Source organism: Nonomuraea sp. NPDC054003 (genome assembly GCF_055585125.1).
The window spans coordinates 197,198-213,260 of the sequence record NZ_JBVJKR010000004.1 but is presented as its reverse complement, the minus strand read 5'-3'; the positions used below and the strand labels follow the sequence as shown (position 1 = coordinate 213,260).

Below are 16,063 nucleotides of genomic sequence, written 5' to 3'. Positions count from 1 at the left end.
AGGAAGGGTATCCGTGACGCGCGGACCTGACAGGTCAGCGCACGCTCGGGCCTTGCAGTCCCTCCCGCTCCCGATTCCCCCGCCGCCTCAAGGCGCCGGTCCCTTCGGGGGGCTCTGATGGAGTGGCTGCTCATCCTGCACGCGGCGGCCGCGTTCTGCGCTCCCTGGCTGGTCCGGCGGTTCGGACGGGACGCGCTGCTGCTGCTCGCGGCGGCACCGGCGGCCGGCTTCGTCTACACCCTGCTGGGGCCGGAGGCGTCCGTCCGTCCGTGGGCTCCGGCGCTCGGCATCTCGCTGGCGTTCCGCGCCGACGCGCTGGGCCTGCTGATGATGGCGCTGGTGACCGGCGTCGGCGCGCTCGTCATGGTCTACAGCTCGCGCTACTTCTACCGGGGCGACGAGGGCCTGGGGCGGTTCGGCGCGGCCATGACGGCGTTCGCCGGCGCCATGCTGGGCCTGGTCACGGCCGACGACCTGCTGCTGCTGTACGTGTTCTGGGAGCTGACGACGGTCTTCTCGTACCTGCTGATCGGGCATCACCCGGAGAGCCGGTCGAGCAGGCGGGCCGGCATGCAGGCGCTGGTCGTCACCACCCTGGGCGGGCTGGCGATGCTGGCCGGGTTCGTGATGATCGGGCAGTCGGCGGGCACCTACCAGATCTCCGCCATCCTGGCGGACCCGCCCGAGGTGGGATCGGTGGCGCTGCTGCTGGTGCTGGTCGGCGCGCTGTCCAAGTCGGCGATCTTCCCGTTCAGCGCGTGGCTGCCCGCGGCGATGGCCGCCCCCACGCCGGTGTCGGCCTACCTGCACGCGGCGGCGATGGTCAAGGCGGGCGTCTACCTGCTGGCCCGGCTGGGCCCGGCGTTCGGCGACGCGACGGTGTGGCGGGCGGTGGCGGTGCCGCTGGGCGCGCTGACGATGCTGCTGGGCGGCTGGCGGGCGCTGCGGGAGACCGATCTGAAGAGGCTGCTCGCGTACGGGACGGTCGGCCAGCTCGGCTTCCTGATCGTGCTGTTCGGCGCCGGCACCGGGGCGACCGCGCTGGCCGGGGTGGCGATGCTGCTCGGGCACGCGCTGTTCAAGGCGACCCTGTTCCTGGTCGTGGGGGTGGTGGACCGCGCGGCGGGCCGGCGTGATCTGCGCGGGCTGAGCGGGCTGGGCCGTTCGATGCCGTGGACATGCGGGGCGGCGGTGCTGGCCGGGGCGTCGATGGTGGGGCTGCCGCCGCTGGTCGGGTTCGTGGGCAAGGAGGCGGCGCTGGAGGCGCTGCTGGCCGACCCGTTCGTTCTGGCGGCGGTGGTGGCCGGGTCGGCGCTGACCGCCGCGTACACGCTGCGGTTCCTGTGGGGCGCGTTCGCCGACAAGCCGCACAGGAAGCGGTCGAAGCTGAAGCGGCCGCTGGTGCTCATGGTGGCGCCGGCCGTGCTGCTGGCCGGGCTCGGGCTGGTGCTGGCGCCGCTGGCGGGCATGTTCGAGACGGCCATGTCCGGCTACACGGCCTCCTTCCCCGACCCGGGGCACGGCACCCACCTGGCGCTCTGGAGCGGGGTGGGGGCGCCGCTGCTGCTGTCGGCGGCCACGCTGGTCGTCGGCGTGCTGCTGTTCCTGGCGCGCGAGCCGGTGGCGCGGCTGGGGTCGGCGATGCACATCACCGACTCCGGCGTGGCGTTCTGGAACGCGCTGCGCCGCACCGACCTGGCGGCGCTCCAGCTCACCGGCATCGTCCAGCGCGGCTCGGTGCCCGACTACGTGCTGCTCACGCTCGCCACCCTGGCCGGCATCGGGACGCTCGCCCTGTCCTACGGTCCTCCGCTCGCGCTGGAGGCGCCGGTGACGGGGTGGCAGCGGCCCGAGCAGCCGCTGCTCGCCGTGCTGATCGCGGCCGCGGTCGTGCTCGCCCTGCGCGCCCACAGCTACCTGCTGCTGGCCATCTCCTGCGGCATGACCGGGTACGGGGTCGCGCTGCTGTTCCTCGCCCACGGCTCCCCCGACCTGGCGCTGACCCAGTTCCTGGCCGAGACCCTCAGCATGGTCATATTCGTGCTGGTGCTGAGACGCGTGTCGAACCCGCCGGTGCCGGCCAGGCTGCCTTTCGCGCTCCGGCTCGGCATCGGTCTCGTGACGGGGGCGGTGGTGGTCGTGGCGGGCATCCTGGCGATGGACGCCCGGCAGGCCCCGCCGGTCGGCGACCTCATGGCCGGGGCGGCGGAGCGGGCCGGGGCCGGCAACATCGTCAGCGCCCTGCTGCTCGACATCCGGGCCTGGGACACGATGGGCGAGAGCACCGTGATCCTGGTGCTCACGCTGGGCGTCACCAGTCTGGTGTACCTGCGCCGCACCTCGTACGCGATCGACAGGAGGCCGGCGCCCCCGCGTCCCGGCCGGCCCTGGCTGGCGTCGGCGCTGCCGGAGGAGCATCGGTCGCTCGCGTTCGAGGTGGCCGCCCGCCTGACCTTCCACACGGTCCTGCTGCTCTCGGTGTTCCTGCTGTTCGTCGGGCACGGGCGGGTCGGCGGCGGTTTCGCGGGCGGGATCGTGGCCGGGCTGGCGATCACGGTCCGCTACCTGGCGGGCGGGCGCGACGAGCTGGCCAGGGCGGTGCCGGTGCACCCGGGCGTGCTGCTCGGGGTCGGGCTCACGATGTCGGTCGGCACGGCGCTCATCGGGATGGCGTTCGGCGGTGAGGCGCTGCGCATGCTGGCCGCCGACGTGACGGTGCCGCTGGTCGGCACCCTGCACCTGTCCACGGTGCTGCTGTTCGACCTGGGGATCTATCTGACGGTGGTGGGAATGGTGCAGGACGTGTTGCGGGCGCTCGGCGCCGAGGTGGACGAGCAGATCGAGGCGCGATGACGATTTCGCTGGTGCCGCTGGCCGTGTGCGGGCTGCTCGTCGCCGCCGGGGTGACGCTGCTGCTGGAGCGGAGCCTGGTCCGGGTGCTGGCGGGCGTGATCCTGCTCGGCAACGGGGTGAACCTGCTGATCCTCACCACCGGCGGCGACGCCGGCGACCCGCCGCTGCTCGGCCGGGCCGAGCCGGACCAGATGGCCGACCCGCTCCCCCAGGCCATGGTCCTGACCGCGATCGTCATCACGCTGGGCGTCACCGCGTTCCTGCTCTCGATGGTGCACCGGGCCTGGCAGCTGCGCGGCTCCGACGAGGTGAGCGACGACACCGAGGACCGCTGGGTTCGGCTGCGCGCCCGGCGCGGGCAGCTGGGCGAGCGGGTGCGCGCCCGGCAGGCGGAGTACGACCGGCTGGTCGCCGAGCAGCGCGCCGAGTTGCACGCCGAACTGCGTGACGAGCCGACCAGGGGTGAGCGGATGGCGCACCGGCGGGCCGACCGCAGGCGCCTCAAGGCCCGCCAGCGGGAGGCGCGCAAGCAGATGCGGCGGACCATCAGGGCCGAGCGGGAGCGCCAGGCGCTCGCGCTCGACCCCGAACTGGAGGGCGACGAGTAGTGGAGGCGCTGATCCCGGTCCCGGTGCTGCTGCCGCTGCTGGCGGCGGGCATCAAGCTGGCCATCGGCGCGCGGCTGCGGCATCTGCAGGGTGTCATCAGCATCTTCGCGCTGGCCGTCAACCTGGTGGTGTCGGCGGTGCTGCTCGCCCAGGTCGACCAGCACGGGCCGATGGTGGCGCGGATCGGCGGCTGGGAGACGCCGATCGGGATCTCGCTGGTCGCCGACCGGCTGTCCGCGCTCATGCTGGTGACCTCGTCGGCGGTGACGCTGTGCGTGATGGTGTACTCGGTGGTCAGCGCCTACGACCGGCAGGAGGACATCGCCCCGATGGCGATCTTCCACCCGGCGTTCCTGGTGATGCTGGCCGGGGTGGCGAACGCGTTCCTGACCGGTGACCTGTTCAACCTGTTCGTGGCGTTCGAGATGCTGCTGAGCGGGTCATACGTGCTGCTCACGTTCGGCGGGACCCAGTCCAGGATCCGGGCCGGGGCCACGTACACGGTCATGGCGCTGATGTCGTCGATGCTGTTCCTCATCGCGCTGGCGATCGTGTACGCGGCCACCGGGACGCTGTCGATCGCCCAGCTCGCCGTGCGGTTCGCGGACCTCACGCCGCAGGTGAAGCTGCTGGTGGAGCTGTTCCTGCTGCTGGCGTTCGCGATCAAGGCGGCGATCTTCCCCGTGTCGGGCTGGCTGCCGGACTCCTATCCGACCGCGCCCGCGCCGGCGACGGCGGTGTTCGCCGGGCTGCTCACGAAGGTCGGCGTGTACGCGATCTTCCGGCTGGAGGCGCTGCTGTTCCCCGGCGGGCCGGTGGGGACGCTGCTGCTGTGGGCGGCGCTGGCCACGCTGCTGCTGGGCGTGCTGGGCGCGGTGGCGCAGACGGACATCAAACGGATGCTGTCGTTCACGCTGGTCAGCCACGTCGGCTACATGGTGATGGGGGTGGGCCTGGCGACCGTGGCGGGGCTGGCGGGCGCCGTCTTCTACGCGGTGCACCACATGACCGTGCAGACGAGCCTGTTCCTGGTGGCGGGGCTGATCGAGCGGCGCTCGGGCACCACGTCGGTGAACCGGCTGGGCGGGCTGATGCGGAAGGCGCCGCTGCTGTCGGTGCTGTTCTTCGTGCCCGCGATGAACCTGTCGGGCATCCCGCCGATGTCCGGCTTCCTGGGCAAGCTGGCGCTGATCCAGGCCGGGCTGGAGGTCGGCGGCGCGCTCCCGATCGCGCTGGTCGCGGCCGCGCTGGTGACGAGCCTGCTCACCCTGTACGCGGTGGCGAAGGTGTGGGGCAAGGCGTTCTGGCGGGAGCCGCAGGGCGAGGGCGAGAGCCGGGCGGACGCCGGTGAGGAGCAGATGGAGCGGAGCGCGGCGAACACGCCGGGCCTGTACGGGCCGGTGACGGCGCTGGTGGTCCTGGGGCTGGCCTACACGGTGCTGGCCGGGCCACTGTCGTCGCTGACCGAGCGGGCGGCCGACGAACTGCTGGCGCGGCAGCCGTACATCACCGCGGTCCTGGGGTCGGGATGACGGAGCCTTCGGAGGCCGGCCCTCAGGAGCCGGAGCGGCAGGGGAAGACGCGCGACCGGCTGGCGCCGCGGCTGTTCGGCCGGCCGGTGCCGCTGGCGCTGGTCTGCTGGCTGGCGCTGATCTGGATGATGCTCTGGGGCGATCTGTCCTTCGGCACCCTGGTGGGCGGGCTGATCGCCGGAGCCGTGGTCACATGGCTGCTGCCGCTGCCGGTGCTCGATCCCGGCATCCGGTTCCGGCCGCTGCCGTTCATCCGGTTCCTGGCCTGGTTCCTGCTCGACCTGGTGACCTCGACGGCGCGGGTGGTGTTCTGGGTGCTGCGGTCGCCGTCGCCGCCGACCGCGATCGTGCCGGTACGCCTGCGCACCTCGTCGGAGGCCATGACGGTCATGATCATGATCGGGGTGACGACGGTGCCGGGCAGCCTCGTGCTGGGAGCCGACCGGGAGCGGCGGGAGCTGACCATCCACGTGCTCGGCCGGTCCGGCCCCCACGCGGTGGTGGCGGCGCTCACCCAGGACGAGGTGACCGCGCTGGAGACGCGGATCGTGGCGGCGTTCGGTACGCGCGCCGACCGGAAGGAGCTCGGATGACCACGGTGTATCTGGTGACGCTGGTGCTGCTCGCCGTCGGCGCGGCGGGGGCGCTCTACCGGCTGGGGAGGGGCCCGACCACGCTGGACCGGGCGGTGTCGGTGGACATGATCACCTCGCTGGCCATGTGCGGCGCGGGAGCGTACGCCGCCGTCTACGGCGACTACTCCGACGTCCCGATCCTGCTGGTGCTGTCGCTGCTCGGGTTCGTCGGGACCGTCTCGCTGGCCCGCTACTTCCCGGAGGGAAACCAGTGAACGTGCTGGACGTCGCGGCGGCCGTCTGCCTGCTCGCCGGGGCGGCGCTCGCGCTGACCGCCGGATGGGGCATGGTGCGCTTCCGCACCACACTCGACCGGATGCACGTCGCCACCAAGCCCCAGGTGCTCTGCGTGCTGCTGGTGCTGCTGGCGATGTGGCTGCGCCAGCCGACCTGGGCCACGGCAGGGCCGTTGCTCATCGTCGCCGTGGCCCAGATCATCACCGTGTCGGTGGCCGCGTACGTGGTGGCGCGGGCCGACTACCGCCGGTCAGACGCCGGCGGCGGCTCCTCCTGAGCGACGGCCGTCACTCTCGTCAGGCGCGGTGTCGTCGGGGCGGGCGGACCGGTCGAGCGCCGGCTGGCCGAACCACGCCCAGGCCGCCAGCGCCGCCACCCCGCCCGCGGTGACCCACGCCAGCGTGGAGTGGAACAGGAAGTCGACCACCAGCATCGTCGCGGACGTCATCGACAGGGCCAGCGCGAGGGCGCCCGCGAGGCCGTAGTGGTTGGAGCGGCGGACCAGCTTCTCCTTCAGCCCCTGGCGGAACAGCACCCGGTGCTGGCTGGCCGGGGCGATGTAACAGATCGACGCGCACGCCGCCGACACCAGCGCCACGAAGAACAACCACCGGTCGAACGCGCTCAGCCGCTCGAAGCCCTGCGAGAACGGCACGGTCAGCAGAAAGGCGAACAGCACCTGGACACCGGTCACCGCGACGCGGGCGCCCTGCAGTAACTCGACGAAGTTGCGATCGGCGCGTTCCTGCCGGGTCTCCTTCTCCTGTTCCGGCACCTGTTGCACGAGGACCGCCTCCCACCTGTTCCGATACATCTCGAAAGTCAAGGGGGTACTGCCAACGTCAAGGGATCGCAAACTCCCCGCCCGCCAGGAACGTTCCGACCACGCGGGCGAACTCGGCGGCCTGGTACTCCAGCGGCACCATGCCGCCGGCGATGACCGCGGCCGGCGCCCCCAGCCGGTCGGCCAGCGGGCGCAGCTCGGGGAAGGCGAAGGGGTCGTCGGCGGCGCCCACGCACAGGACCGGGCAGCGGATCAGGCCGAGCCGGTCCTCCATCCGGTAGGCGGCGACAGCGCGGTGCCCGCCGGTCAGGCCGGGCCGGGCGGCCAGCGCGTCGCGGACGAAGCGGGCCAGCAGGTCGGGGCGGCCCGGCGGGTAGAAGCCGGCCCGGCCCGCCCACAGCTCGACCAGGTGGGAGCCGTCCTCCCGTTCGGTCACGTGGTCCACCTGCGGCCGGCCTTCGCGCCGCCGGCGCGCCTCGGCGTCCACCAGCGGCGTGGACGACAGCACCAGCCTGCTCACCCGCCCGGGGGCGCGGGCCGCCACCTCCACGGCGATCACCCCGCCCGTGTGGTGCCCGGCGACCGCGGCCGTCTCCAGGCCGAGCGCGTCCATGAAGGCCAGCACCCCGTCCGCGTACGCCTCGATCGTGTGCTCGGCCGGCGGCGCGGAGGCGCCGAAGCCGAGCGTGTCCATCGCGATCGCCCGGTGGCCCGCCCCGAGCAGCGGCAGCACCTCGCGGTACTCGTCCCAGGAGCGGGGCGTCTGGTGCAGCAGCAGCACCGGCTCGCCGGTGCCGCACTCGGCGTAGTGGATCTGTCCTAAAGGGGTGCGGGCGTAGCCGAATCCGATCATAGGCACCATCCTCCGTCAGGGGCGGCGGATGTCCTAGACACCGTGGTGTCGCCCAGGCGGCGCCGGGTAGGCGTCAGGCATGCTGGATCAGGGACAGAGCTGGGCGGAAGCGGCGGTGCTGACGGTCAACGCCGGCTCGTCGAGCCTCCGCCTCGACCTCGTCGACGGCGGCGTGGTCGTCGACGGCGCGCGTTCCCAGCGGGCGGTGGAGCCGGGGTCCGCGCGGGCGGAGGTGTCGGAGTTCCTGGGCCGCCACCTCGACCGGGACGTGGGCGCGGTGGCGCACCGGCTGGTACACGGCGGCGAGCTGGTGACCGCGCCGACAGTGGCCGACGACCACCTGGCGGCCGCGCTGCGCCGGATCACCGACCTGGCGCCGCTGCACCTGCCGCCGGCGCTGGACCTGCTGGACGCGGCCCGCGAGCTGCTGCCCGCGGTGCCGCACGTGCTCTGCCCCGACACCGCCTTCCACACCGGGCTGCCCGACGCGGCCGCGGTCTACGCCCTGCCCAAGGCGTGGCGGGAGAGGTACGGGCTGCGCCGCTACGGCTTCCACGGCCTGTCGTACGCGTGGACGACCGACCGGGCGGCCGAACTGCTCGGCCGTCCGGTCGCGGAGCTGGACCTGGTGCTCGCCCACCTGGGCGGCGGCGCGTCGGTGTGCGCGGTGTCGGGCGGGCGCAGCCTCGACACCTCGATGGGGTTCACCCCGCTCGACGGGCTGCCGATGAGCAGGCGCTCCGGCGGCGTCGACCCGGGCATGCTGATGTGGCTGCTCGACGGCCGGCTGAGCGCGGACGAGCTGCGCCACGGGCTGGAGCGCGAGTCGGGGCTGCTCGGCCTGTCCGGCGGCCGCTCGGGCGACACCCGCGACCTCGTCGCCGCCGAACGCGACGGCGACGAGGAGGCGGCGCTGGCCCTGCGGGTGTTCTGCCACCGGGTGAGCCGGGAGATCGCGGCCGCGGCGACGTCGCTGGGCCGCGTCGACGCGCTGGTGTTCACCGGGGAGATCGGCTGGGACCAGCCCGAGGTGCGCGAGGCGGTCTGCCGCCGCCTGCGCCTGCTCGGGGTCGAGCCGCCGGTGGGCGGCAACCGCGCCGACGACGGCCTGATCAGCCCCGCGGGGACCGCGGTGCCGGTGCTCGTCGTCGAACCGCACGAGGAGCTCCAACTCGCCCGCGAGTGCCTGCGCGAGCTGTACGGGCCCGAGATCGAGGTCTAGCCGCGGCCGAGCGCCCGCATGGCGGGCAGGGCGCGGTCGTCGAAGCCGAACAGGGCCTGGTTCTCCCAGGCGTTGCCGGTGGACGGGTCGGCGGGGTCCCAGCCGTTGCCCGCCACGCCGGTCCAGGTGGCCTCCCAGGCGAAGACGCCCAGGCCGAGCCGGTCGGGGACGTTCCGTACGATGTCGGAGACCTTGCTCAGCAGGGCGGCCTGCCCGGCGGGGGTGGCCTGGTAGCCGGGGTACGGCTCGGGCGACAGGATGAGGTTCTCCCAGCCGTCGTCGTCGGCGGTGGTGAACGGGTAGCCGGTCTCCACGACGGCCACGGGCTTGCGGTAGCGGGTGGCGACGTCGTCGATGTTGGCCTGGAACGCCTCCAGGGTGCCGTGCCAGTACGGGTAGTACGACAGGCCGATCACGTCGTAGCGGATGCCGTGGGCGGCGGCGTTGTCGAACCACCACCGGTACAGGCCGTTGTCGCCGCCGTTGGCCAGGTGGAGCACCACGTCGGTGCGGCGGGAGACGTCCTTGACCGCGTCGTATCCGGCGTTGAGCAGCCGGGCGGTGTCCGCCCAGTTCTGGTTGCTCCCGTCGGGCCACAGCAGGCCGCCGTTGATCTCGTTGCCGACCTGGACCAGGTCGGCCGGGGTGCCCTGGCGGCGCAGCGCGTCCAGCACGTCGAAGGTGTGCGCGTACACGGCCCGGACCAGCTCGTCGAAGGGCAGGTTCGCCCAGGCGGCGGGCTTGAACTGCTTGCCGGGGTCGGCCCAGGTGTCGGAGTAGTGGAAGTCGACCAGCAGCCGGAGCCCGGCCTTCTTGGCCCGCTTGGCGACGGCCAGGACCTGCGTCTTGGTGTTGTAGCCGTCGGCCGGGTGCACCCAGACCTTGAGCCTGATGTGGGTGAGCCCGGCCTCGGCCAGGATGCGCAGCGCGTCGTCGCGGCGGCCGTCGGCGTGGCGGTAGACGCCGCCGAGCGCCTCGGACTTGGCGAGGCTGGAGACGTCGGCGCCGCGGATGGGCAGCCGCCGTTCGGCCTGGGCGGCGGGAGCCGCCGCGGCCAGGGTGGCGAGGCAGAGCAGAGCGATCAGTAACCGTCTCATGGGAGTGCTCTCCTAGGGGTGGGGGGATTGCTCCTCGACGACCGTCACGGCGCCGGCCGCGACGGTCACCGGCCCGTCGTGGTGCGCCCCGTCGAACACGCCCGTGCCGGTCACCCCCTCGACCGTCACCGGCTCGTCGCCGTGGTTGATGAGGAACAGGTGGCGGCCGCGCCGGACCAGTTCCAGCGTGTCGGGCAGGCCGCGCGGGCGGCTCACGCCGGCGCGGTCGAGCACCCCGGCCAGCAGCTCGCGCAGGCCGGTGACGGGGGCGGTGGCCAGGTACCAGGCGGTGCCGGCGCCGAGGTCGTGGCGGGTGAGCGCGGGATGCCCGGCGTCCGGCCCGGAGGCGAACTCGCGCTCGGCGACGGCCCCGGCTGGATGGATCCGCTCGGACCAGATCCGCCCGTCGAGCCCGCCGGTGACGGCGACGGTCTCGTGCTCGCGCAGGGGGTGGAACTCCTCGATCGACAGGCCGAGCACCTCGCGCAGCGCGCCCGGGTAGGCGCCGGGGTGGATGGTGTCGTGCTCGTCGACGATGCCGGAGAAGTACGAGACGAGCAGGTTTCCGCCTGCTTCCACGTACCGGTGCAGGTTCTTGGCCGAAGCGTCGGTGAGCAGGTACGCGCTCGGCGCGACCACCACCTGATAACGCGACATGTCGGCGGACGGGTGGACGAAGTCGACGGTGACGTGCTCCCGCCAGAGCGCCTCGTAGAAGGCGTCGGCCCGCTCACGGAACCGCAGGTCCACCGACGGCCGCCAGTCGAGCTCCAGCGCCCAGTACGACTCCCAGTCCCACACCAGGGCGACGTCGGCGGGCACCCGGCTGCCCCGCACGCCGGCGAGCCTGCGCAGGTCGGCGCCGAGCTCGACGATCTCGCGCCACTGCGCGGAGCCGGCGCCGGCGTGCGGCACCATCGCGGAGTGGAACTTCTCCGCGCCGAACCGCGAGGCGCGGAACTGGAAGAACAGCACGCTGTCGGAGCCGCGGGCGACGTGCGCGAGGCTGTTGCGGCGCATCTCGCCGGGCCGCTTGGCGAGGTTGCGCGGCTGCCAGTTGACCGCGCCGGCGGAGTGCTCCATGAGCATCCACGGCTCTCCCCCGGCCACCGAGCGCGCCAGGTCGGCGGACATGGCCAGGTCGATGTGGTTGTCCGGCTGCTCGGCCTTCAGGTAGTGGTCGTTGGCGACCACGTCGAGCTCGCGCGCCCACTGCCACAGGTCGGTCGACTTGCAGTTCACGGTGCCGGCGAAGTTGGTCGTCACCGGCACGCCGGGGGTGATCTCGCGCAGGATGTCGCGCTGCAGCGCGTAGTGCTCGCGGTGCTGGCCGTCGCTGAAGCGGGCGTAGTCGAGCCGCTGGGCCGGGTTGACGGCGGTGTGGTTGTGGCGGGGGGCGTCGATCTGCGCCCAGTCGGTGTAGCGCTGCCCCCAGAACGCGGTGCCCCAGGCGTCGTTGAGCTCGGCCAGGTCACGGTAGGCGCGGCGCAGCCAGTCGCGCCAGGCGGCGACGCTGTGCCCGCAGTAGCACTCGCCCAGCGGCGCCCCGTACTCGTTGTGCACGTGCCACATGACCACGGCGGGATGGCCGCGGTAGTGGGTGGCGAGCGCGCGCACCAGGCGGGCGGTGGCCTCGCGGAAGGCGGGCGCGCTGGAGCAGGCGTTCTGCCTGCCGCCGAAGCCGATCCGCACGCCGTCGCGGCCGACGGGCAGCGTGTCCGGGTGGCGGGCGGTGAACCAGGCGGGCGGCGCGGCGGTGGGCGTGGCCAGGTCGACCGCGATGCCGGCGGCGTGCAGCCGGTCGACGATCTCGTCCAGCCAGCCGAACTCGTGGCGGCCCTCCTCCGGCTCCATCAGCGCCCACGAGAACATGCCGAGGCTCACCAGGTTGACCCCGGCCTCGCGCATCAGGGCGACGTCCTCCTCGTGCACCTCGCGCGGCCACTGCTCGGGGTTGTAGTCCCCGCCGTAGGCGATACCGGCCGGACGCTCCGGATACATCCATCCCCCTTGTCGTACTTCTGTGAACGTGCACAGTAGCGCGCGTCACGGTTCTTGGAAACCGACCAGGAGACTAACGAGAACATAACGGGCCCTTGACCCCGCACTGATGGCTGATCCAGTCTGTGCACGTTCACAGAGAACATCTGGAGGTATGCATGCGTGCCACACGCCTCGGAGCCGCCTTGGCCGCAGCGCTCGCGGCCACCCTGACCCTGTCCGGATGTGGCGGCGGCGAGCCCGCCGGCACTCCGGAGGCGGCGCGGACGCAGTCTCAGGCCCCGCAGGGCCCGGTCAAGCTCACGTACTGGACGTGGGCTCCGAACATGGACAAGGTCGTCGAGGTGTGGAACAAGGCGCACCCCGACATCCAGGTGACGGTCAGCAAGCAGGCCGGGGGCGACGACGCCGCCGCCAAGTTCCTCACCGCGGCCAAGGCCGGCAACCCGCCGGACCTGGTGCAGGCCGAATACCAGCACCTGCCGTCGTTCGTGGCGGCCGAGGCGGTGGCCGACCTCAAGGCCGAGACCGAGGCGGTCAAGGGCGAGTTCGGCGAGGGCGTGTGGGGGCTCGTCACGCTCGGCACCGAGGGCGTGTACGCGGTCCCGCAGGACAGCGGCCCGATGATGCTCTTCTACCGCCAGGACCTGTTCGACGAGTACGGCATCGAGGTCCCGAAGACCTGGGACGAGTACGCCGAGGCGGCCCGCGCCGTGCGGAAGAAGGACCCCAAGGTCTACCTGGGCACCTTCTCCAGCAAGGACCCCGGCGCGTTCACCGGCCTCGCCCAGCAGGCGGGCGCCCAGTGGTGGTCGATCAGCGGCGAGGCCTGGAAGGTGGACATCGCCGACGCGCCCACCGTCAAGGTCGCCGACTACTGGGACGGCCTGGTCAAGGAGGGCGCCATCGACGACACGCCGTACTTCACCCCCGAGTGGAACAAGGCGCTCGCCGACGGCAAGCTGCTCACCTGGCCGTCGGCGATCTGGGCGCCGGGCACGCTGGAGAGCAACGCGCCCAAGGCCGAGGGCAAGTGGGCGATCGCCCCGATGCCGCAGTGGAACGCCGGCGAGAACCACACCGGCTTCTGGGGCGGCTCCTCCGTGGCGGTCGCCGCCAAGTCGCCGAACAGGGCCGCCGCGGCCCAGTTCGCCACCTGGCTCAACACCGACCCGGAGGCGGTCGACGCGCTGGTGAAGGAGGCCGCGATCTATCCGGCGGCCACCAAGGCGCAGACGGCGCTCACCGAGGCGCCCGGCTACTTCGCCAACCAGCCGGACTTCTGGCAGCAGGCAGCCCAGGCCTCCGCCGGGGCGCGCGGCTTCACCTTCGGGCCCAACGTCGGCGTCACGTACAACGCCTTCAGGGACGGCTTCGACAAGGCGTTGCAGGACGGCAGCCCGTTCTCCGGCGCCGTCAGGGCGATGCACGAGGCCACCGTCGCCGACATGCGCAAGTCCGGGTTCTCGCTCGCGTCATGACGTACTCCGCGAAGAGGCGGCGCGCCGCGCGCCGCCCCTTGCTCGCCCCGTACCTGTTCCTCACCCCGGCGATCGTGCTGTTCGTGCTGTTCCTGGCGGTGCCGATCGGCTACACCGCCTACCTGGCGATGCGCCGGACCCGGGTGTCCGGGCTCGGGCTGGGGGGCGGGTCGCGGCGCGAGGTGTTCGCCGGGTTCGACAACTTCGCCGCCGCGATCACCGACGGCGAGCTGTGGGCCGGGTGGCTGCGGGTGCTCGGGTACGGCGCGATCGTGCTGGTCGTGATGCTGGGGCTGGCGCTGGTGTTCGCGCTGGCCCTGGACTCGGCCCGGGTGCGGCTGGCCCGCTTCGGCCGGATCGCGATCTTCCTGCCGTACGCGGTGCCCGGCGTGGCCGCGTCGCTGCTGTGGGGGTTCCTCTACCTGCCGTCGCTCAGCCCGATCCGGGCGGTGCTGGACGTGGACCTGCTCGGCGCGACCACGGTCACGTACTCGATGGCCAACGTGGCGGTGTGGGGCGGGACCGGCTTCAACATGCTGGTGCTCTACACGGCGCTGCGGGCGGTGCCGCGCGACTACTACGAGGCGGCGCGGCTCGACGGCGCCACCGAGACGCAGATCGCGCTGCGGATCAAGATCCCGCTGCTGATGCCGGCGATCATCCTGACCACCGTGTTCTCGATCATCGCGACGATCCAGGTGTTCACCGAGCCGACCACGCTGCGGCCGTTCACGAACACGATCAGCTCCACGTGGAGCCCGCTGATGAAGGTCTACCGGGACGCGTTCGTCACCGGTGACCTGTACGCGGCGGCGGCCACCTCGATCGTCATCGCCGCCGTCTCCTTCGTCCTGGCGTTCGGATTTCTGCGCGTGGTCCGCGACCGCGCCTTCGGGGAGGGCTGATGGCCGCCGTCACGACCCGCCGGTCCACCGGCCTGCTGCCGACCGCCGTGCTGCTGGCCGGCGCGATCTACTGCCTGTTCCCGGTGAGCTGGGTGCTGATCGCGGCGACCAAGTCGCCCGGGGAGCTGTTCACCACGCCGACCATGGCCTTCGGCACCGGCTTCCTCTCCAACGTGTCCGATCTGCTCGCCTACCGCGACGGGGTGTTCTGGCTGTGGCTGGTCAACACGTTCGTCTACGCGGGCGGCGGTTCGCTGCTGGCCACCGTGGTCGCCGCGGTCTCCGGGTACGCGCTGGCCAAGTACCGCTTCCCGGGCCGGGCGCTGATCTTCAACCTGCTGATCGGCGGCATCCTGGTGCCGGCCGTGGTGCTGGCCATCCCGCAGTATCTGCTGTTCTCGAAGGTGGGGATGGCGGACACGTACTGGGCGGTGCTGCTGCCGCAGATCCTGTCCCCGTACAGCATCTACCTCGCCCGGGTGTACGCGACCGCCGCCATCCCGGACTCGCTGCTGGAGGCCGGGCGGATCGACGGGGCCGGCGAGTGGACGCTCATGTCGCGGGTGGCGCTGCCGCTGATGGTGCCGGGCATGGTGACGATCTTCCTTTTCCAGTTCGTGGCCATCTGGAACAACTTCCTGCTGCCGTTCATCATGCTGGGCGACGACGGCAAGTTCCCGCTCACGGTCGGGCTCTACACGCTGCTGGCGGCCGGGGCCAACCAGCCGGCGCTGTACAACCTGATCCTGACCGGCGCGCTGCTGTCGATCATCCCGCTGATCGCGCTCTTCCTCACGATGCAGCGATACTGGAGGACAGACCTGTCCTCCGGAGCGGTGAAATGAAGCGCCCTACCATCCACGACGTCGCCGCTGCCGCGGGCGTGTCCCGCGGCACGGTGTCCAGGCTGCTCAACGGCGACCGCTACGTCAGCCCGGCCGCGCGGGCCGCGATCGAGCGGGCCATCACCGAGACCGGCTACGTCGTCAACCGCGCCGCCCGCAGCCTGGTCACGCAGCGCACCGGCTCCGTGGCCATGGTGCTGTCGGAGCCGGACCAGATGCTGTTCGAGGACCCCAACTACAGCACCCTCATCCGGGTGGCGATCCGCCGCCTGGCCGAGCGCGACATCTCGCTGGTGATGATGCTCGCCGGCAACGAGGGCGACCGCGACCGGGTGGTGCGCTACGTGCGCGGCGGCCACGCCGACGGCGTGCTCCTGGTGACGACCCACGCGGGCGACCCGCTGGCCGACGCCCTCGCCGCCGCCGCCCCCGCCGTCTCGTGCGGCGCGGTCATCGGGCGCGAGAACGTCATCCCGTACGCGGCCGCGGACGATCGCCTGGGCGCCCGGCAGATGACCGAATACCTGGTGAGCCGGGGCCACAGGCGGATCGCCATGATCACCGGCCCGATGGACACCCCCGGCGGCATCCAGCGCCTGGAGGGCTTCGCCGACGTGCTGGGCCGCAAGGCGTCCAAGAAGCTCATCGCGCACGGCGACTGGACCCAGGCCAGCGGCGAGCGAGCCATGGCCGAGCTGCTGGAGCGCACCCCTGACCTCGACGCGGTGTTCGTCGCCTCCGACCTGATGGCGGCCGGCGCCCTGACGACCCTGCGCGCGGCGGGCCGGCGGGTGCCGGACGACGTGGCGGTGGGCGGCTTCGACGACTCCTCGGTGGCCACCTCCACCCTCCCGCCGCTCACGACGATCAGGCAGCCGCTGGCGGAGATGGCGAACGCGACCATCAACCTGCTGCTGGCCCGGCTCGACGGCGCCGAGAAGCCCGAGCCGGTGGTGCTCCCGACCGAGCTGGTGATCCGCGAGTCCGCCTGACAGAAGGCGCTTCGCGAG

15 protein-coding genes are annotated in these 16,063 nt (G+C 72.5%); 11 read left to right on the top strand and 4 right to left on the bottom strand.

Annotated features, from left to right (window positions below; genetic code table 11):
• Nucleotides 1–117: 117 nt before the first annotated feature.
• Genes ACZ6YG_RS11555 through ACZ6YG_RS11530 form a run of 6 tightly spaced genes read left to right on the top strand, consistent with a single transcriptional unit; the run spans nucleotide 118 to nucleotide 6,142 of the window.
• Entirely contained in the window at nucleotides 118–2,853 is a 2,736-nt protein-coding gene (locus ACZ6YG_RS11555) for a Na+/H+ antiporter subunit A (RefSeq protein ID WP_466017927.1), read from the top strand.
• Complete coding sequence (locus ACZ6YG_RS11550) at nucleotides 2,850–3,461, top strand: Na(+)/H(+) antiporter subunit C (RefSeq protein ID WP_466017926.1); 612 nt, start codon at nucleotides 2,850–2,852, stop codon at nucleotides 3,459–3,461. The genes ACZ6YG_RS11555 and ACZ6YG_RS11550 overlap by 4 nt, the downstream gene beginning before the upstream one ends.
• Nucleotides 3,461–4,993 (top strand): Na+/H+ antiporter subunit D, encoded by a 1,533-nt coding sequence (locus ACZ6YG_RS11545; protein ID WP_466017925.1) that lies wholly within the window; start codon nucleotides 3,461–3,463, stop codon nucleotides 4,991–4,993. The genes ACZ6YG_RS11550 and ACZ6YG_RS11545 overlap by 1 nt, the downstream gene beginning before the upstream one ends.
• A complete protein-coding gene (locus ACZ6YG_RS11540; RefSeq protein WP_397196903.1) occupies nucleotides 4,990–5,586 on the top strand; it encodes a Na+/H+ antiporter subunit E in 597 nt (198 codons plus the stop codon). The genes ACZ6YG_RS11545 and ACZ6YG_RS11540 overlap by 4 nt, the downstream gene beginning before the upstream one ends.
• Nucleotides 5,583–5,843: an MrpF/PhaF family protein gene (locus ACZ6YG_RS11535; RefSeq protein WP_466017924.1), complete on the top strand. Its 261-nt coding sequence runs from the start codon at nucleotides 5,583–5,585 to the stop codon at nucleotides 5,841–5,843. Before ACZ6YG_RS11540 ends, ACZ6YG_RS11535 begins: the two co-directional genes overlap by 4 nt.
• Nucleotides 5,840–6,142, top strand: a complete 303-nt coding sequence (locus ACZ6YG_RS11530) for a cation:proton antiporter (protein ID WP_148032151.1) — start codon at nucleotides 5,840–5,842, stop codon at nucleotides 6,140–6,142. The genes ACZ6YG_RS11535 and ACZ6YG_RS11530 overlap by 4 nt, the downstream gene beginning before the upstream one ends.
• On the opposite strand, the gene ACZ6YG_RS11525 is transcribed toward ACZ6YG_RS11530, so the two are convergent.
• Nucleotides 6,116–6,679, bottom strand: a complete 564-nt coding sequence (locus ACZ6YG_RS11525; RefSeq protein WP_466017923.1) for a DUF6328 family protein — start codon at nucleotides 6,677–6,679, stop codon at nucleotides 6,116–6,118. The genes ACZ6YG_RS11530 and ACZ6YG_RS11525 overlap by 27 nt on opposite strands.
• Nucleotides 6,680–6,707: 28 nt before the next feature.
• The gene (locus ACZ6YG_RS11520; RefSeq protein WP_187281206.1) at nucleotides 6,708–7,502 is read right to left on the bottom strand and encodes an alpha/beta fold hydrolase; all 795 of its coding nucleotides are present in this window, start codon (nucleotides 7,500–7,502) and stop codon (nucleotides 6,708–6,710) included.
• 79 nt (nucleotides 7,503–7,581) lie between these two features.
• Here ACZ6YG_RS11520 and ACZ6YG_RS11515 point away from each other — a divergent pair, with 79 nt between their 5' ends.
• The gene (locus ACZ6YG_RS11515; protein WP_466017922.1) at nucleotides 7,582–8,724 is read left to right on the top strand and encodes an acetate/propionate family kinase; all 1,143 of its coding nucleotides are present in this window, start codon (nucleotides 7,582–7,584) and stop codon (nucleotides 8,722–8,724) included.
• Here the strand turns inward: ACZ6YG_RS11515 and ACZ6YG_RS11510 are convergent.
• Nucleotides 8,721–9,821 carry a glycoside hydrolase family 53 protein gene (locus ACZ6YG_RS11510; RefSeq protein WP_466017921.1) on the bottom strand — a complete coding sequence of 367 codons (1,101 nt, stop codon included), beginning with the start codon at nucleotides 9,819–9,821 and terminating at the stop codon, nucleotides 8,721–8,723. The genes ACZ6YG_RS11515 and ACZ6YG_RS11510 overlap by 4 nt on opposite strands.
• A gap of 12 nt (nucleotides 9,822–9,833) precedes the next feature.
• Nucleotides 9,834–11,822 (bottom strand): beta-galactosidase, encoded by a 1,989-nt coding sequence (locus ACZ6YG_RS11505; RefSeq protein ID WP_466017920.1) that lies wholly within the window; start codon nucleotides 11,820–11,822, stop codon nucleotides 9,834–9,836.
• A gap of 158 nt (nucleotides 11,823–11,980) precedes the next feature.
• Here ACZ6YG_RS11505 and ACZ6YG_RS11500 point away from each other — a divergent pair, with 158 nt between their 5' ends.
• Genes ACZ6YG_RS11500 through ACZ6YG_RS11485 form a run of 4 tightly spaced genes read left to right on the top strand, consistent with a single transcriptional unit; the run spans nucleotide 11,981 to nucleotide 16,045 of the window.
• Nucleotides 11,981–13,303, top strand: a complete 1,323-nt coding sequence (locus ACZ6YG_RS11500) for an ABC transporter substrate-binding protein (protein WP_397196908.1) — start codon at nucleotides 11,981–11,983, stop codon at nucleotides 13,301–13,303.
• Entirely contained in the window at nucleotides 13,300–14,208 is a 909-nt protein-coding gene (locus ACZ6YG_RS11495; RefSeq protein WP_271275838.1) for a carbohydrate ABC transporter permease, read from the top strand. The genes ACZ6YG_RS11500 and ACZ6YG_RS11495 overlap by 4 nt, the downstream gene beginning before the upstream one ends.
• The gene (locus tag ACZ6YG_RS11490; protein WP_148032158.1) at nucleotides 14,208–15,053 is read left to right on the top strand and encodes a carbohydrate ABC transporter permease; all 846 of its coding nucleotides are present in this window, start codon (nucleotides 14,208–14,210) and stop codon (nucleotides 15,051–15,053) included. Before ACZ6YG_RS11495 ends, ACZ6YG_RS11490 begins: the two co-directional genes overlap by 1 nt.
• Nucleotides 15,050–16,045 carry a LacI family DNA-binding transcriptional regulator gene (locus tag ACZ6YG_RS11485; protein WP_466017919.1) on the top strand — a complete coding sequence of 332 codons (996 nt, stop codon included), beginning with the start codon at nucleotides 15,050–15,052 and terminating at the stop codon, nucleotides 16,043–16,045. The genes ACZ6YG_RS11490 and ACZ6YG_RS11485 overlap by 4 nt, the downstream gene beginning before the upstream one ends.
• Nucleotides 16,046–16,063: the final 18 nt, after the last annotated feature.

What these genes read in the sequence shown, in the direction of transcription:
- ACZ6YG_RS11525 (WP_466017923.1), bottom strand. Translation starts at nt 6,679, where the DNA reads ATGTATCGGAACAGGTGGGAGGCGGTCCTCGTGCAACAGGTGCCGGAA.
- ACZ6YG_RS11520 (WP_187281206.1), bottom strand. Translation starts at nt 7,502, where the DNA reads ATGATCGGATTCGGCTACGCCCGCACCCCTTTAGGACAGATCCACTAC.
- ACZ6YG_RS11555 (WP_466017927.1), top strand. Translation starts at nt 118, where the DNA reads ATGGAGTGGCTGCTCATCCTGCACGCGGCGGCCGCGTTCTGCGCTCCC.
- ACZ6YG_RS11535 (WP_466017924.1), top strand. Translation starts at nt 5,583, where the DNA reads ATGACCACGGTGTATCTGGTGACGCTGGTGCTGCTCGCCGTCGGCGCG.
- ACZ6YG_RS11540 (WP_397196903.1), top strand. Translation starts at nt 4,990, where the DNA reads ATGACGGAGCCTTCGGAGGCCGGCCCTCAGGAGCCGGAGCGGCAGGGG.
- ACZ6YG_RS11505 (WP_466017920.1), bottom strand. Translation starts at nt 11,822, where the DNA reads ATGTATCCGGAGCGTCCGGCCGGTATCGCCTACGGCGGGGACTACAAC.
- ACZ6YG_RS11510 (WP_466017921.1), bottom strand. Translation starts at nt 9,821, where the DNA reads ATGAGACGGTTACTGATCGCTCTGCTCTGCCTCGCCACCCTGGCCGCG.
- ACZ6YG_RS11550 (WP_466017926.1), top strand. Translation starts at nt 2,850, where the DNA reads ATGACGATTTCGCTGGTGCCGCTGGCCGTGTGCGGGCTGCTCGTCGCC.
- ACZ6YG_RS11490 (WP_148032158.1), top strand. Translation starts at nt 14,208, where the DNA reads ATGGCCGCCGTCACGACCCGCCGGTCCACCGGCCTGCTGCCGACCGCC.
- ACZ6YG_RS11495 (WP_271275838.1), top strand. Translation starts at nt 13,300, where the DNA reads ATGACGTACTCCGCGAAGAGGCGGCGCGCCGCGCGCCGCCCCTTGCTC.
- ACZ6YG_RS11515 (WP_466017922.1), top strand. Translation starts at nt 7,582, where the DNA reads ATGCTGGATCAGGGACAGAGCTGGGCGGAAGCGGCGGTGCTGACGGTC.
- ACZ6YG_RS11485 (WP_466017919.1), top strand. Translation starts at nt 15,050, where the DNA reads ATGAAGCGCCCTACCATCCACGACGTCGCCGCTGCCGCGGGCGTGTCC.
- ACZ6YG_RS11500 (WP_397196908.1), top strand. Translation starts at nt 11,981, where the DNA reads ATGCGTGCCACACGCCTCGGAGCCGCCTTGGCCGCAGCGCTCGCGGCC.